The sequence below is a fragment of the Clostridium sp. AF15-41 genome (genome assembly GCF_003604095.1).
Lineage (GTDB): Bacteria > Bacillota > Clostridia > Lachnospirales > Lachnospiraceae > Coprococcus.
Map to the genome: position 1 here is coordinate 116,366 of NZ_QTMQ01000003.1, position 17,295 is coordinate 133,660.

Annotated in this window: 9 protein-coding genes; all 9 read right to left on the minus strand. The window is 38.4% G+C overall.

Annotated elements, in window-relative coordinates; all coding sequences use genetic code 11:
• Positions 1-53: 53 nt before the first annotated feature.
• Positions 54-1,415, minus strand: a complete 1,362-nt coding sequence (aroE, locus tag DWW43_RS03220; RefSeq protein WP_008403054.1) for a shikimate dehydrogenase — start codon at positions 1,413-1,415, stop codon at positions 54-56.
• Between the two features lie 189 nt (positions 1,416-1,604).
• A complete protein-coding gene (locus DWW43_RS12065; protein ID WP_165853007.1) occupies positions 1,605-7,967 on the minus strand; it encodes a DUF5057 domain-containing protein in 6,363 nt (2,120 codons plus the stop codon).
• Positions 7,968-7,982: 15 nt separating this feature from the next.
• A complete protein-coding gene (locus DWW43_RS03230) occupies positions 7,983-8,786 on the minus strand; it encodes a prepilin-type N-terminal cleavage/methylation domain-containing protein (protein WP_008403052.1) in 804 nt (267 codons plus the stop codon).
• 13 nt (positions 8,787-8,799) lie between these two features.
• Positions 8,800-9,369: a type II secretion system protein gene (locus tag DWW43_RS03235; RefSeq protein WP_008403050.1), complete on the minus strand. Its 570-nt coding sequence runs from the start codon at positions 9,367-9,369 to the stop codon at positions 8,800-8,802.
• 11 nt (positions 9,370-9,380) lie between these two features.
• Positions 9,381-12,437 (minus strand): hypothetical protein, encoded by a 3,057-nt coding sequence (locus tag DWW43_RS03240; protein ID WP_119962714.1) that lies wholly within the window; start codon positions 12,435-12,437, stop codon positions 9,381-9,383.
• Between the two features lie 3 nt (positions 12,438-12,440).
• On the minus strand, positions 12,441-13,856 hold the full coding sequence (locus tag DWW43_RS03245) for a prepilin-type N-terminal cleavage/methylation domain-containing protein (RefSeq protein WP_119962715.1): 1,416 nt from the start codon (positions 13,854-13,856) through the stop codon (positions 12,441-12,443).
• A gap of 55 nt (positions 13,857-13,911) precedes the next feature.
• Complete coding sequence (locus DWW43_RS03250; protein ID WP_119962716.1) at positions 13,912-14,682, minus strand: hypothetical protein; 771 nt, start codon at positions 14,680-14,682, stop codon at positions 13,912-13,914.
• 13 nt (positions 14,683-14,695) lie between these two features.
• Positions 14,696-16,315 (minus strand): type IV pilus assembly protein PilM, encoded by a 1,620-nt coding sequence (gene pilM, locus DWW43_RS03255; protein WP_119962717.1) that lies wholly within the window; start codon positions 16,313-16,315, stop codon positions 14,696-14,698.
• Positions 16,316-16,763: 448 nt separating this feature from the next.
• A complete protein-coding gene (locus DWW43_RS03260; RefSeq protein ID WP_008403045.1) occupies positions 16,764-17,174 on the minus strand; it encodes a prepilin-type N-terminal cleavage/methylation domain-containing protein in 411 nt (136 codons plus the stop codon).
• Positions 17,175-17,295 lie beyond the last annotated feature (121 nt).

Sequence of the window (17,295 nt, forward strand, 5' to 3'; positions counted from 1 at the left end):
CAGTTTCTGAAATACATTATAGTTTTTGTTTTTAATTAAACACATAGTTTATCTTACATTCTGCTAATTATTTCTTCTGCAATATACTCAGGGGATTGTCCGGTGGCAGGAATTGTCAAATCTGCCACGCGTTCATATAACGGGGTGCGGTAGGTTAAGAGATCGCGTACCTTCTGTTCCGGATCGTCGCCTGATAAGAGAGGTCGGGTATTGTCCCCCGATAATCGAGATATGACCTCTTCCGGGGTAATCTGTAAATAAATAACTGTTCCGAGGGTTGCAAGCTCTGCTGCATTCTCCTCCCGGAGCGGAAGGCCACCGCCGGTCGAAAGTACCGCATGCGTTAACGATGCGTTCAGTTCTTTTAGTATATCTGTCTCTAACTGTCTGAAATATGCTTCGCCCTTTTTACTGAATAATTCAGCGATCGTACAACCACATTTTTCTTCTATATACTGATCTGTATCTATGAAGGTATATCCGTATCTTTCAGATAACAGCTTTCCGACTGTTGTCTTTCCGGATCCCATAAAACCTGTCAGGATGATATTATCCCGTGTCTTTTTAAGCAACTTCCGATAAATCTCATCTGCTGTTTCTTCATCTATCGTTATATCATTCCACAATTCATATGCAATTATGCCTTGGTACAGAAGCATCTTCAGCCCATTATAGCTCTTTGCTCCCGCGTATCTGCACAGAGACATGAATCCGGTAGAGAATGGTTTATAGATCAGATCGATTCCGACTGATACAAGCTTATAAAATGCCGGATCTTCAATCACTACTTCATCACTATGCGGATACAAGCCTTTTGAAGTCGATTGAAATACAATATATTTTTTCTCCGGAAGCTTGTGATAGTCCTGAATGCTCATAGCCGTCATACTCTGATTCCCAAAGAAATCATTCATATGATCCGCGATCGCCTGTGCTTTGGCTACAGTACGATTTAAGATATATACATGTCCTGCTCCGTTTGACACACACATATAAGCTACGGCTTTCGCCGCTCCGCCTGCTCCTAATATAATAACGTCCTGTCCGTCAAGCTCTACTCCATAAGATCTCACCTCACGAAGAAGTCCCATCATATCCGTATTATAACCTTTATATCCATTTTCTGTCCGTACCAGTGTATTAACAGCACCGATCGCCTGTCCGCCTTCATCTAACTCTGACAGATATTGCATAACCTCATTCTTATGCGGAACTGTCACATTTAACCCCAGAATGTTTAACGCATACGCACCTTTTACTGCAGCTTCTAGATTTTCTGCTTTTGTATGAAACGGAACATATACATTATTTAATCCGAGCTTCTCGCTTAATGTATTATGTATAAGCGGTGACATTGTATGCTCCACCGGATCTCCCAGAAGTCCCAGCGTTCTTGTTTTTCCATCTATCATCATATTGTCTCTTCTCCTGCTGTTCTGTTAATTTCATATAATGATCGTAAAATTCCCATAGGTTTTTTCATATGGCAGCATTTCGTAATCATCTAGTTGTTATAGTAGCATTTTCTTTCAGGTCTTACAAGCAAAAAGGCGGGCATTGCTGCCCGCCTCTGGAATTATAATATGTGTTTTTAATAGCTCATATTAAGCTAATGTATATTTTTCTGCTTCAATACCATCTACAGTTACAATACTGTTTGTATTGTTCTGTGTCAGGTTGAAGAGTGGATCAGCAGCTTTAATCTTGATGATCTTCTGTACTGGTGTAGCTTCACCGCCATAATAAACTTCAACAACAATATAAGTATAATTACCACCATACGGTGCAAAACACTCTTCTGAAGGTTTCAGCTTATTATTTGAATACTGATCTCTAACCTTAATCTTTTCTGTCGCATCATCAAACTGTACAAATCCATCAAAAGTAGCTAACCAAGTCATCTTTGCCTGCTTCTCTTCTTCTGTCAATGCAATGTAACCATGCTGTGATAACTCGTTTTTCTCTGCTTCTGTCAGATGAGATTTAATAGCATCATACGCTTTCCACTTCCAGATTTTTTCATCCGTTCTGTCTTTCAACTCTGCATCTGTAAACTTTACAAACTGTTTTTCGATATCCGAACGTTTCCAGCTCCAAACCAGTTTATCCTTTGTAGCAGAATATACCGGACTTAACTTCTTAGGATCCTGATCATTCAGATCCAGATCATAATACACATTGATCCGATCTACGGTGATACCGTCCGGAATATCAATTTTTGCATCAAAGTTTGGCGATGTTGTCTTATCTGCTATTTCAATCAGATAAATATTATTGCCTGCTGACTCATCCTTACCAAGCTCATTCACAAAGTTTGTATCCGGCTGGAACAATGTTACATCCGGCTTAGGCACTGATGCTAAAGCACTGTTAATAATAACATTGATGAACAATTTTCTCTCATCATTATTCTTTGTTCCATTACCTGTTACAGATGTATGACCGGCTCCACAATATGTGATAGCTCCGTTACCATACGCTGTTGTATAAATGAAGTAACTCTCCATTCCATCATAAGGTGATGCAGCATAATAAGATGACATTGTCTTTGCATTACCATTGTTATTACATCCTGCAAGTGTATACCAGACTGTTGTCTTCGTAGCCTCAAGATCCAGTGAATATGCCTGCTGATGTGTACCCGATATATTCAGGGATGAACCTATCGCAAACGGATACAGGGTAACCAGACCTTCATTTAATCTGGAAGCCTTTGCTGTCTGCGCAAATGCAGACTCATCTCTGTTACCATCATTGGTTGTGGTACGAAGTGCACCGTTTACATCCATCTTTGAATAAATATATGGTGTATTATTCTCTGCATGTATACTCTTATTCACTGCAAAATACAGATATGACATTGATAATGCACTTATATTCCAGCTAGACTTATCACTCGGAATCTGTGTTACATTATAATTTGAATTATAATTCTTTAATGTCTTAATCGTGCTGTCATAGATTCCCGATGTCTGATTCAGCTTTCCTGATATTCCGGCTGTTGTATTGAATCCGTATGGTGTCAGATAATATGTATCTGACTTATCCTTATATGACTTATACTCATAGCCATCATTTGTCTGAGCATATGAACTCTTCTGGTTTGTAAGATCCACATGGAATCGGTTCAGTCCAACCATATCAAGCAAGTTTGTAGTAAGTGTATAAGCACCACCCGCCTTCTTTGAATATGGTGACATTGTATCATGGAAGAAGAACAAATCTCCTCCGGCTTTTACATAATCCTTAATGTACTGACATGTCGTTGCATTCATATCAACATAAGCACTTGTGCTGTCTCCATATGGTGAGAATGCTGCAGAAGGACCAAGTACCAGGATAGAATACATCTTCTTAAGGAAGTCCTTACCATAAGATCTTCTTAAGTATTTATAATACTCATCCTTTGCATTCAGCTCTGCATCCTTTGCATCACGATATGCCGTAAATAATGTTCCATATGTTCCAAACTCATTGAAATTAGTTCCCTTGTCTCCATAATATTTCATGAAGATCATAGAATAATCTCCGGTCTTTATACAGTAGTTAAACAGCTGCACAATCTCACTTTCCGGTACCCATCTGTTCAATGCACCAAGCAGAGACTGTGAACCCTGTCTGTATTTACCATACTTTGCTGTATCTATCTTAGTTGCATCATTTCCAAACTGGTCGATTGCACCCTCCAGATACTTATCAATATTTTCCTTTGGAGTTTCAACAGCAGCCTTTGCATTCTGATATGCAGTCCATTTCTCCTGCAAGCCATCTGCATAATCCTGCCGAGTCATTCCATCAACTTTACCGCCTGCTTTGGACAGTGTCTCTGCATCTGCAACCCACTGCTCCAGGCAGTTATAAGTTCCGCTTGCATTATCTGCTGTTGTAAAACTTGCTTTATTCTTATTGATAACCGCCATATCAAGATTGATATTATAATCATCCGTAATCGTATCTGCAAGGTTTGAATACCAGTTATCATCTCCGGCACTCAGGTCATACTGTACAATTCCAAAACGGTTCTCATGACGTCCAAGTGATTTGTACTGTGATAATGCTACTTCTGATCCCAGTTTCGGTTCTGATGTAAGGCCATTGTAATACATGATCTTATGTGCCCACTGAGACTGAATATCAAAGTATAAAGTATCCTTAAAATTATGGAAGTCTGTTGTCTGGCCATCATACATTGTCTGGATCTGAAGGACATTGATATTGTTCTTATCAGCTGTCTCATTCACAACCTTACTAAGCCCTGAACTGGTTGCTATAAGCTCAGTTCCCTCATAGATCTCCAGATACCAGCTGGCTGATCCGAAAAAGTCTTCATCCAATTCCAATGTGGTTGATGCAGTATATGATGTCATTCCTGCAGAAGCAGCTCCTTTTGTAAGAGTTCCCTCTGTATGATAATCACTTGAATCAAATGTCATGTTACGATCTTTATCACAATATAACTTATATGTATATGTGGCATCCGACTTACTGCTTCTGACCTCGAACTCAAATGGAAGACTGGTCGTTCTCAGATAAGAACTCGTAATTCCTTCCTTATAGGTAGCAGGTTTATTTGTAAATACTACTCTCACTCTGCTTGCTGAACTCTTGATCAGACTGTTCAGTGAGGTCTTCATCGTATCAGATGGTACGACTGCATAAGACTTAATCACTGAAGGATCGTCATTCTGGAACCAGCTCTCATTCTCTACATCCGTAGTCAGATGAATCTTGTAAGATCCGCCTGTACCGATCTCTTTCGCCGTATATAAGGTCTGACCATACGTTCCATTCTGATTATCTATCATCTGCGTATCATCATGATCATATCCCCATAATACATTTTTCACACTTGTAGAAGCTGCTTTTTTATCATATGCATACTTCACAAGCTTATACACTCTGGAAGATGGATCCAGGTAATAATTTCCCTTTTCGATCGTTCCATCATCTTTAAACCAGTAACCTGAAAGAAGCTGAACCTGAGTCAATGCATTCACGCCGTTCTTAACATTGTAACCCTGCATCTTCTCATATACAGATGTCAGTTCATCACCGAAGATAACCGGTTTTCCGGCATCTATATATTCTACAAGTTCATCATACTTTGTCTTTGTAAGATCATTACCGTTTTCAGGCATGTATACTGCCTTACCTACCAGATCTGCCGGCATATAATTATCTGTAATATACTCTAACATACCTGTATGTGTGTACATAATGAATGTCGGTAAACCATAACCTAATGCTTTGATCGCATCACCATTCAGATTACCACTATGTGCAGAATAAACTTCCTCAACGCTTCTATCAAGTGCTGTATAATCACCACCGATATAAACCAGATCATAACTTGTTGCGATATCATCTTTCATACCGATCAATGCTTCCGTAGAAACCTGAGTAAGTTCGATATCACCATAGTTTAATCCATCTATTGCATATGCAAGTTTGGCCTTTGTCAGATCAAAGTCATAATACTCAACATTCTTCTGAAGTTCTTCTTTGGCCTTACCCTCAATCACATCTGACGGAACAGTATAATAATCACCCTTTATCTCTGAACCATCCATATGTTTTGAATAGGAAGAATTTTTATTCTTGGTTTCTGCTAACTCGCGATCAATCGGATAATCCGGTTGAATTTCAAGAACCTTGAACTTATTATCAGAGCCATCACGATACTGACCTGCATTAATGATATCTGCAATTGCTTTTGCTGACGGACTGATAATGGTCTTATTTCCGCCATTATTGTCATCATCACCATCTCCAGAGCCAACACCATCTCCGGCTTTATCACTGGCAATTACATATACACCACCTTCAACAGCGTCGCATAATGATTTATATGCATCTTTTCCAATCTCATCTTTATAAGCACCCGACTCGATAAAGATAAAATCAAACTGTGTAAAGTCAATCACCTGTTTTGTAGAATTCTTGGTAAGTGCTTCCGCTTTGTGATCTAGATATAACTTATTGACATAATTAAATGCCTTATCTCTACCTTCTGTAGAATCTTCTGAATAATCCAAAACAGTATATTCATAAGATAAGTTTGATGAATAATTTGCATCATAAGCAGGATCTGATTCTGTTGTCTTCTTTGTAAACTCTGCATATGTATCTGCAACGTTTGTATAATCATAATCTGCTGATTTCTGCTCACCATTCTTTGTAACAATGAAATTACATCCATTGCTGCCAACTTCATAAGCACCCGTCACTATAGTATCATCTGTTCCAGTTCCGGTTCCAGTTCCGGTTCCTGTTCCGGTTCCACTTCCTGCAGCTGCAACAAGCTCATCAATTGCTGTTCCGGCAGGCTCAATGATCACTCCATACTGGAATTCAGAACCGGCATTCAGATATGAGAAATTATAATTGTACACATAAGTATTTGTCGCACTGTCAAAAGAACCGTTTCCACCTTCTAAAGATGAAAGCATAACTGAATACTTCTCTGTCTCATTCTTACCAACCAGATAAGTCTTTCCGTCTATTGTAACAGTAAGATATACATTTGATCCGGTAAGATCTACAGATGAACGAACCTCTCCGGATAATTCCTTAGTTGCAACATCCTGAAAACCGGTATTTGAAAGATCGGTCGTTGAATAGACAGCACCTTCACCTGAGGTCAAAGCATTCTTGATATCACGGCTCTGAAGAACATAGATATTCGCACCACTTGGCACATATCTGTATCCACGGCTTGCATAAGCGGCTCCTGTGAATACACTGTTCTCTGCTGTTTCTTCTGCTTCCCAGGTATTAGTCTTCTTATTGAAAGTATAGGCACTTGCATCCATATGTGTGGAATCATTGTTTGCTGCTAATTCATCAAACATCCTCGATGACTCACCATTTGAAATAACAAGTACTTCTGCATTATCAAAATCCCATTTTGTTCTGGAAGCTGTAATACCACCAATAGAACTTGATACCTTAATATATGCAGAATCACTGTGATTCGTCTGGAAATTCAGGAAGTCTGTCAATGAATTATCTTCATACCATTTATAATATCTGTTTTTGTTGATATAGTCATTTCCACCCTCTGTCGCAGAACGTTCCGCTGTAAGGATGAAATCTGAAATTGTCTTTGTTGTCTTTTGGGTTGGATCCGGTACATCATTATCACTTGCTTCTTTATAAAGCACATTGAAATATCCCGGCTCTACTGCTAATACATTATCTATACGGGCTGTCAGATTCTTTGTAATCAACTTGAATGCTAATGTTCCCATACGATATGTATCATTATTTCCCTTTATCGAACTTGCATCTTTTACACAAAGTGTATATTTATCAAGAACGATCGGATGGCGGTCATCCATTGTATAGCTTACAAGCCAATTATATAATGCTTCGCTTATATCTTTGTCTTTTGATGCATATGCATTCTCATCCGGTGCAACGATATATATGAAATCCGCTGCAGATAAAATTGCTTTTGCATTTGTATCCATACTGTTCAGATTGTCAACAGTAACCGTTGTTAATGTCACTGCTCCGGCTGCCATCTTCTGGGATGCAATCGTCTTATAACCATCAAATACCGCATATCTGAAATACTCACCATCATACACATACTTCCATAATGGTGTTGTATTTGTATAATCAGACTCATTTTTGATATTACCTTTATAGTTTGATGCAGTAACTTTAGCAGTCATATCTGTATCTGCTTTCGCAATATCGTCATTTGATTTAGACTTTGGAAGGATCTGAACAATACGATATTTGTCATCACCTGTTGCCTTTAAACTGGCGCTGTTCGAATTGATAACCGCAAGGTCAATATTCGAATAGCCTACAAGTCCTGTTGCAGCACTCAGTTCTGCGTTATTTTCATTTACAGGAGTTCCAGAATTAGCTAATGTGAAATTGACGAATACCGCACTAACAATCAGTGTAAAGATGATTGCTACGGAAGATAAAACAACTTTTTTATTCTTAAACACTATTCTTTCCTCCTTTTAGTTTGAATGCGCTTTTAACACATTTGAATTTCTAAGGCTGACAACTCCATCCACTGTATAAGATGCTGCTGTCTGTGCATCCTGAAGTTTCATGGTGATTGCAAAACTATCCTCATCCGGATTCACCTTCACATCAAACTGCTCAACATTCTTTGCAAGCAGACAGGCCTCATCATTACTTGAATCAATAAATGATCCGCCTCCGGAATTAGACGCCTTCATTCTGTAAGCATATAACTTCTTGTTTGTCTTATCATATAATAGAGTACAACTTGTTATCTCGCTATCACCTGTTGTTGAATCCAGACCGGATGCATAATTAAGCTTAATATAAAGCTTATCCGCCGTCTTTGAACCTACCGTTGTCGATACCGTACTGAGTGCTACATCTTTATCCAACTCACCGATGTTGTAGCAAGGTCTTTTATTCGATCCGCTTGCAGGATTTGAAGAAGGGGCTACCTGCACTGTTTTGTTTCCGCCTCCTTCTTTATAAGAACCATCATCCTGTCTTAAATCCGACGCATCAGGAACCAGATATACGCCTTCTTTCGATGATGTTTCACCTACTCGCTTTGCTTTTGCATAAATCTTAACATCTGTTGCTGCCATCAGCATATCAGACATAGTATCATAGGCTTCTTCAGCCTGTGTCTGTATCTTCTTTCTGGATGTCATCTTCCGATTGGAAGCAACCACTGATCCAATCAGGGTTGTAACTGCTACCATAAATACACTTAAGATACCTATGTAAAGTACCAGTTCAATGAAAGTGAAACCCTTATTCTCTGTTTTTTTCACTATTCATCCCTCCTTATGATCCTGTATAATGACTACCAGTCGTTTTGTTTAATGTTACTTTACCTACTGATGCATTCGACCGCTCCTTATTGAAAGTATAAATACCATCTCCCGACCAAACCGAACCATCTGCTTTATTAAACATAACGATCATAAAACCCGCTGTGCCATTTACTTCAGTAACCTCTTTTGCGGTATCTGAAGATTTTGCCGCGTACATAATCTTTACGCGATCCAGCGTTATAGTATCTATTGATGTGTCTGCAGTAAAGTTAGCTCTGTCTTTAAAATCATCTGAAGGGTCTCCATTCGCTTTACGCGTAACATCACCCGTAAAGGTTCCGTATGTAATCTGATATTTATCGTCAACCTTTTCAATCAACATAGCAGCTTTTTTATTTTGAGATTTTGTCAATTTTACTAATGTAGACAATTCCTCATTGAATGACTCTTTAGCCGAGGTAGCCCGGGCAGTTGATATCGCTGATATCGTAACAGCTGCCAGTCCGGATAACACCGCTATTATTCCAAGAACAATAATCAGTTCTACCAGAGAATATCCAGCATTGTTTCTTTTCTTCATCTTCACCCCTCCTAATCTACATTCTTCTTCCAGTTCTGGAATTCAAGAATATCACTATAAGAGATGTCAGATAAAGTAGAACTCTTCACCTCTGCACTACTGTCTTTTTCTTCTTTTACATAGTTCTTTAAGATTTCTCTTGTAACTACGCTTACATCTGTATCTGTGCTGTCTGCGCACTTCTTCAGTACACTCGCCGTATATGATACATCTGCTGAAAGGCTGATACTGCTGTTACAGATCACCTTACCGCCTGCAATGATCAATCCACGGAAAGATTTTACTTTATTGCTGAACTTCACATCACCGCCACAGATAACAACTCCCTGTAAAGAATTACCAGTAGCTGTATCAAGCGTTACATCTCCATCATTGATAACAAGAATCGAATCTGCTGATCCATCATCAGACGAAATCGTTTTACTGATATTCTTATGCGCTGTATGGTTAGTGCCGTCAGGCAGTGTATGCGTTCCAAAAATCTTTGTAAAGTCAACATAGTTATTTAATGGTGTCAGACTGTAATTATAAGAGTACGAATCACTTCTTACATAATCTCCCTTATACTTTCCATCTGCATCCTTGCCAACATATGTGTACTGATACTCGCCTGATGCTAACTGAGTTCTTGTATAATCACCTTTATTAGCACCTACATTTTTGAATTGTGCATGCTCGTATCTGTACTTCTGAGACTGCTTTCCATTACTGGTCTCTGTATAATCTGTATATTTTACTAATGCCCATGCAGATTGCTCTTCATCGGTCTCCTTACCTTCAGCATCCAACACCTTATTGTTTAATACAGACAGATGATCTTTCATGTTGATATACATGTAATTAAGGAAATTACTCACCTTATGTGCCTCTGTTTCAGAATCTGATCCAGTTAACTGTCCTGCACTTGTTTTAAGGTTTTCATAAGCAAGATTATTTGCTGTCGTGTCTCCATTTCCAAGCAACATGGTGAATGTCTTAGATGTAGCTGCTGCTTTTAAAGCCGTTTCAACACTCATCGTACTCTTTGTTGATGCCTGAATATATAAAGATCCGTCATTCTTATTCTGTGCCGTTACTGCCGCGCCTGAACCAACCTTAGAAGAATCTACCTTGCCATCTGCACCAACAGGAAGTAACAATGTCACATCGAAGCTGTCATAATTAGATACGTTATATATCTTCTTATTTGTTTCTTCCAGATTCTCTGCCAGAAGATCATAATACTTCTTTACAAAAGCTTCTGCTTCTTCTACATTACTCTGCTTATTATCTCCCGCTTTAATATAAAGATAATAATAATCATGACCAGACACCGTCTGTTTGATCGCATTAACTACCAATTCATTATTACTCAGTTTTTCAGTAAACTCTTTGTATAATTCCTTTAATTTAACATCATTGTTAAAACTATTTGGGAACTTCAGCTTAACATGTGTATAACCATTTGAATCTACTGTCTCGCTGCCTGCAACCGGCTCCCACTGTGTCAGGAAAATCAACTGATTGGATTTCACATCAAGCGACTGACCAGTTGAATAATCCTTCAATGTTGTAAATGCATAGTCCAGATTCTTTTCATTTCCATCTGCATCAACAAGACCGAGTTCTTTTCTCTCATTAGCATCTGTGATAGAAGAAGCTGCCACTTTTGAGAACTCAATATATGATTTACCCGCAATATAAAGAGATTGTAAGCTCTTCAGATCCAATGTGGACTTCTTACCATTTACAATAATCGCACTATCACTAAAATGAGATTTTAAACTGTAATTTGTAGGGAGTTTGCCCGCATTCCCGAGAAGCTTAATGCTCCGAATATCATCTGTAGAATAGCTATATCCAAAGTATGTACCCTTAAAGAATGTCAAATTAGATTCTTCTGCATTTAACTCTGTATCATCATATACATAAGCGTTTGCTGCCGCTGTAATAGAACCGCCTTTATCTCCATCAATGATAATATTATCGGTCCAGAGCTCTGAAAGGTTCGAACTTCTACCTGAAAGAGTAATATCTGCACCATTATATGCTGTCAATGCACCAGAATTTACAATAACATCTGAATTCATTGTCAATGATGCTTTGTCAACAAAAATACCAGAATTAGTGCTTTCATCTGTAGCGCCCCAGTTTCTTACAACACTATCATTATATTTGTTTGTAACTTTTGTTGCAGTCACAGCATTATAATCTTTATTATAATAATCAGATGCTGTGTATACATTTCCTTTAACATTTACAACTGTTGCACTTGCATCGTTATAATTCGTAGTTGTTCCGGATACCTGCAGTCCCATATCTGCCAGAAATGCATAACTATACAAACTATTGCTGTTTATACCTGTCATATCAAACGAAACATTATATTCTGGTTTTTTAAGTACCAAGTCCGTCATAATTGACTGCTCATACGTTCCTGGAGCCATCGTCTCCCTATCTGTTGCAGCAGTCAATGTAATTGTTCTCTTAACACCTACGTTCTTAAATGCAATCGTCTCTACAGTTCCTGAATTAAATCCCGGTTCCGTATTTGTCTGTCCGGAAATATCTCCCGTCAGGGAATTCTTAACATATTTGATATAACTGTGTTTTCCCGCATTATCTGTATATACAATTCGAAGATTATCACAATCAAGTGTAACATTCGGATCTGTAATATAACCCTGCAATGTAGCTACTAATGTAGGGATTTTATTCAGATTATCATCATCCATAATTCCCTGCATAAAAAACTTTTTGAACAGATTATTTGCCTCTGTCTCAGAAAGATTCGTATACTTTCCATCTTTATAATATACAACTAACTCTGCAGTCGTTGTATATGCGGAATATAAGTGTTCATTTGTCGTTGCACCAATTCCTGCATAAATCTCATCCATTGCCTTCTCTACACTGTAGAAGTTATTCAATGAATTAATCTTGTAATATCTGAGTTTGTATGCTAATAACATACCCATTAACAGGGCGGATACCAGAATACTCAAAAACGTTGCAGATACAATTACAAGGACAAAACTGGAACCACGATTACTCATGTGCTTCAGTCTGCTCTTTAATTTTTTAAGCATCTTCTAATTCCCCCTTGTTCCTGATATAGTCGTCTTGTCAGTCGTCTTATCATTACTGTCTTTTTCTTCCATAAGAACAGTCAGATCGTACATATAGACATCGTCCGCCGTATCATCCTTTGTTCCCATAACACTTACAGTTGAATTTGGTTTATCTACTGTAAAGTTCGCATATACTTTAGTCTTTCCGGCTAATGTATTAATCTTTGCTTCATCTGCCGGTTTCTTAAGTGTTCCGGTTGAATCTGCAAAATTCACACGCACCTTTACAGATGATGGAGATACCTTATGCTGATTATTTACATAAATCAGATCATCAAGTGTCTTGCTGCTATCACCGCCCTGCAAAGCTTCATTGATAATTTCTGCATACTTATCATCAATATCTGCTACAGTCTGGAAAATATAAATCTTTGCCTTTTCATCCGCATCTAATGCATTTGTATCTATATTCACATAATCACGATTTACATAGATACCATTACTGGTTGCAGGAACATATAACAGATAGATTGGTGGCAGTTTATCATAATCATTCTGATATACTACACCTTCTCCATTTGCACTGGCTGGTTTATATACGTTATTTGTATTGTTCTCATATTCAGACTTAATAACGCCGATTGTTGTCTTATCTACATACTTTACGATACACTGCACACGATATTTGTTATTTGCAGTCTTTGACACTTTAATCGTCGTTGTCTTTGAGAACTCATCATTCTTCCAGAATTCATCACCATCACTGGAAAGCATCTGATTATACTGCACTGTATGACTCTTTAACAGTTCTGTCTTCTGATCCTTAAAATATGCACTTGCCTGATTATCCAGATTATTTCCATCTGCGGTTCCGGTATCACCTGTGTAAGTTGCCCCGGCAATGATCGCTGCCTGTTTATTATCCAGTGTACGAACAGTACCTACTGAAGATGTGATCTTAACATAATCACCATTTTCATCAACTTTTGCATTTTCTGTTGCCGGATCCCAGATATACCCCATCGCAGCAACCTGCTGTGCAAGATCACTGACCGTGACTGTACAGCCATACTTCGCGTAATTTCCTCCTATAGATATGTCATTACATGTGTATGTCTTCTCCGTATAATTCACCTTCTTCACTCCGGCAATCTTATTATCCGTTGTTTTCGGAGTTGTAGTTGTGCAGGTGAAATTATAGCTACCTGTAGAATTGCCATCAGGTATACTGATGGCACTACTACTCATATCTGCAGTTTTAAAGCTTTCCATGATCTGTTCTGCTTTATCAATGGCATACTGTTTCTTGGTTGATTTCTTATTGATATTAACAGCGGAAATCAACTGGGAGGTAAGAGGAACGATCAATATGGCAAATACGGCTACAGCAATGATTACTTCTATCAAACTAAAGCCTTTATTGTTTTTCTTTGTCATTTTCTACTTCTCACTCCGTTTAAAAACTGTTTACGGGTTTCAGGTTTATAACTACCTACTGAGCATTATCGCTTGATGTAGTTGTTGTAGCTGTTGACTTCTTTGTCGGGTTACCGAAGATATTATCCTTTCCGTTCTGAACATTAACATCTACCTGATCTGTGGTTCTGTCTCCACCGTTTACTGCGTATGATGTGAACGACATATCACCTATATATTTTCCTGTCTCCTCATCAAAAGCGATACTGATAGAATCAACAGTCATACGGAAGTCTCCACTCTGAATATAATCAATGACATCCTTAAGATCCTTGTATGAACCTGAATAGGTAACAGGGAAGTTCGCTGAATAGCAGTTATAATTATCTCCTGAAGCTGCAGCACTATCAGCTACGGTTGTGTCAGCCGCAGTCGTATCGGTTGCTGCTGCTCCATCTCCGAGTGTAGCATCACCTACCGCACCGGTTCCGAGTGTGTAGAATAACTGTTCTTCTCCCATCGTTACAGAAGGGAAGTCAAACTTATATTCATCCTTGATACCCTGTAAATACATAATTGTATTCTCCTGATAGAGCTCTGATGGGAATTCATCAAGGATTGCCTGATACTCTTTCTTATAGTTCTCTGTATCTTTAATATACTGGTCACGATTTACATCCTTTGACTTCAGATCATTATAGTAAACCTGCTGTTTGTCCTTTTCGGATATGATACTCTTCCGGTCTTCAAAATTATTCATAGCCACATAACGAATCGGCACGAATAATATTACAACACCCAATAAAAATAATAATAAATTTCTTTGTCCTTTTGTCATTGCATCCATGTTCGTACCCTCCTTACTGAGCTAATGTTGCATCTGTCTCTGTAGTATCTTCTGTTGATGCATTCGCATCCACATAGATACAGGTTACAGTGAAATCATATGTAGTCTTGCCTGATTCCTCATCTACATTCTCTGTAATGCTTCCGATGAATGAATTATCGATACAGTCAATTTCTTTTAAGCTGATCGCAAGACCCGCAACATCGTCATACTTTTCTGCAGTACCGGATATGGATACACCGCTCGCATCTGAATTGAACGCTGTTACTTCTGTTCCCTTTGGCATCTTCTCTTCTAAAGCATTGATAAAGGTTACTACATTCTCATTCAGATTCTTAGTGTAGCTGTACATGCTCATAGCATCCACATAGATGCTCTCTGCATCCTCATAGTCCTGTACAATGGTTTCAATATCTTTAATTGATTCAATCTTTCGGTTTACATCATCCAGCTCACTCTGTGCCTTATTCTTCATGATAAATGAAGCCGCAGTCACACCACCGGCAACGAGCACTGCCAGAATCAGAAATGCAACTACAAAAGGCGTAGAATCAACAGCTCCTTCTTTCTTAGATGCTGCTGCCCCTTCTGATATTACAAATCCCATAGGTGCAAAAGCCGCACCGATAGGAACCATAAGGTATACAGGATTATAAATCTTCAAATCAATCTTCGGGTCAAACTTGATATTGAATAAACTATCCATAACTCTGGTTGATACATTAAGCTGTACCTTGAATAAACCATCGATTCCTTTGATCAGTGCTCCATCGCCTGTCAGGAATACATCATCAATCGGCTTATCCGGATTTTTTGATGCAAAGAAATCCATCACACGTCCAATGTTATTGATCAGGTAACGGAATGAACCGGTAATCGCATTATCATCGAAATCAACTGTGATCAGACGTTCATTCTGAAGTAAGGTCATAGCTGTCGTTGCATCTACGCCCTTTGCATCCATTACTTCATTTACTACAACATTGGTACCATATGGTACAGTTCTCTGGAGTAAAAGGATATCTCCTTTTACAATATTTAATACGGTAGATTCACTACCTAACTGGATTACCATCGTTGTCATGTTCTCACTGGTCTGTGTCTTGATCAGCTGTAACATGGCATTTCCAATGTAATCGAGCGCCACTACTTTCAGTCCCGCAAGTGCTGCCACTTCATAGTAGGAACGAACCATACTGGTCGGTGCTGCTACAGCAAGGACTCTTAACTGTTTGTTATTTTCTTCATCAGTGACTGTCTCTAATACAGAATGGGATACGGTGTAATCCTCTATATTAACAGGGAAATACTCTGATGAGTTCGCATTAATAATTCCTTTGATTTTGTTCTCCTTAACGAAAGGCACAAGGACCTCTCTGTTAACGATCTTTGTAGAGGTAAGGACGAAAATCGCGTCCTTGTTAGTGATTCCGTTTGCAGCAAGCTGTGATCTGATTGCTTCTGCAATTCTTTCTTTGTCTCTGATAAAACCATCTTCGTATGAGTCTTCCGGAGTCTCAAAGATGATGGCATTATGTACGGTTGAAGTCTTCTTCTCAGAAGCGGTTACTTCTGTGATAGTAATACTTTCATTTGTAATGTCGATTGTTAAGACTTTTTTATTACTCGCCATTTTAAATAGCCTCCCTCGCTAATCAGTAGTTTTGTCGGGAATTCTCCCTTAATTGCCTGAGTACCAGCTTACATGCTGTTCACCCCATATAAATAAAAATAGAATACGCCTGTATCTTACAGGCTATAAGGTGAACAACCTGTCACCCTCAAAATGGTCTCTATGTTTGACCCTCCATATGCGACCATTCACTTGTTTTCCAGCTTATATGCAAGCCGGTTGCCGTCATTAGTTTAATCACTCACTAAACTACTGACTGCTTCCAAGACATCATATATCTTTTCTGCATTGCATTATGATATAGTGATGTCTATAAATCCACAAACATCTTACTCATGTTATCGAAAGGCAACAACTAGCTATAATATGTCATACGAGGAATTTCAAACAGCTTAATTTTGTTGCCTTTCAATACTATTAAAATAAAATATTTGTTTTCAGTTAAAGCCTAGTTCTGTGGGGAAAGTAATTTATTTGTATTTCCACCTGAATAAACTTCAACTTTATTGTTTGCTACATCAATTAAAACTTTGAATTCAGAATTCTTGTCGTAATATTTACCCTTTAATGATGCGCTACCAAGAATCTCGCTAAGTTCCTGTCCAAAACTTCCTGATGCTTTCCATGAAGTTACAGTAGCTGTTTTTGCAGTACTTCCAAGTGAAGCCATAGCCTCTTCATTTGACATTGCGGTCTGACATGCAGAACGAATAGTGTCAGCATTTGAAATATCTGTTGATGCTCTTGACTTGTTAATGTACTTGATAAGTGCTGGTGCAAGTGCGCCTGCAAGGATTGCCATGATAGCAATAACGATAATTAATTCTACTAATGAGAAACCTTTGTTGTTCTTCTTCATAATTATTCTCTCCTTTTTTCTTTCTTAAATTATTTTATGTTGTTGATGTGTCATATGACACTATATCAATACCGGCATCCTCGTTCTACCGGAATCAATCAATGTAAAACTGTGTAAGTAA

Coding starts and splice junctions, on each gene's coding strand:
- DWW43_RS03235 (WP_008403050.1), bottom strand. CDS start 9,369: ATGAAGAAAAGAAACAATGCTGGATATTCTCTGGTAGAACTGATTATT.
- pilM (WP_119962717.1), bottom strand. CDS start 16,315: ATGGCGAGTAATAAAAAAGTCTTAACAATCGACATTACAAATGAAAGT.
- DWW43_RS03245 (WP_119962715.1), bottom strand. CDS start 13,856: ATGACAAAGAAAAACAATAAAGGCTTTAGTTTGATAGAAGTAATCATT.
- aroE (WP_008403054.1), bottom strand. CDS start 1,415: ATGATGATAGATGGAAAAACAAGAACGCTGGGACTTCTGGGAGATCCG.
- DWW43_RS03260 (WP_008403045.1), bottom strand. CDS start 17,174: ATGAAGAAGAACAACAAAGGTTTCTCATTAGTAGAATTAATTATCGTT.
- DWW43_RS03250 (WP_119962716.1), bottom strand. CDS start 14,682: ATGGATGCAATGACAAAAGGACAAAGAAATTTATTATTATTTTTATTG.
- DWW43_RS03240 (WP_119962714.1), bottom strand. CDS start 12,437: ATGCTTAAAAAATTAAAGAGCAGACTGAAGCACATGAGTAATCGTGGT.